Annotated in this window: 1 protein-coding gene; it reads right to left on the reverse strand. The window is 67.2% G+C overall.

Translation table 11 applies throughout. The features are described 5' to 3' along the window. Positions 1-157: 157 nt before the first annotated feature. The coding region (locus FIP57_RS23845; RefSeq protein ID WP_203231431.1) for an IS3 family transposase at positions 158-533 on the reverse strand (376 nt) is incomplete at its 5' end.

Below are 533 nucleotides of genomic sequence, written 5' to 3' on the forward strand. Positions count from 1 at the left end.
CCGGATCTGGGCTGCGCATCAGACGATCACCGACTTCGAGCACGCCGTCGCCGCCAAACAGCTGCGCCGCGGGCGCAGTGACCTGCTCCGTCCGGTTGCAGACGCGGTCACCGGCGAGGAGGTCGAGTGAATCGCCCCGAGTTTCGTGGAGGCTCGGTTAGTTGGATCCGACCTCGGTGAGGACCGGGTTCTCACGGTAGCGCTCGGTGGGCTGGCTCGCCCAGTGGTTGGTCTCGAACTCGGCTGGTGGGACGAGTCCGATCTCGCCGTGGAGGCGGCGGTGGTTGTACCAGTCGACGTACTCGGCGACGGCGATCTCGACATCGCTGACGTTCTTCCAGCCGCCCTTGGGGCGCATCGCCGGGTTGCGGATGCACTCGGCCTTGAACAGGGAGTTCAGCGCCTCGAGCGTGTCAACTTCGCTGTGTAAACGGCCGGACGGGGTTTCAGGCTCCCGCGGGCAGTCGCCCCGGGAAGTGCAGTTCGAACTGGTTGAGCGCGGCGGTCCAGTGCTGGCTGGCGGCGCCGCGCAT

This window comes from Nocardioides caldifontis (assembly GCF_008087345.1).
In the GTDB taxonomy this organism is placed as follows: domain Bacteria; phylum Actinomycetota; class Actinomycetes; order Propionibacteriales; family Nocardioidaceae; genus Marmoricola_A; species Marmoricola_A caldifontis.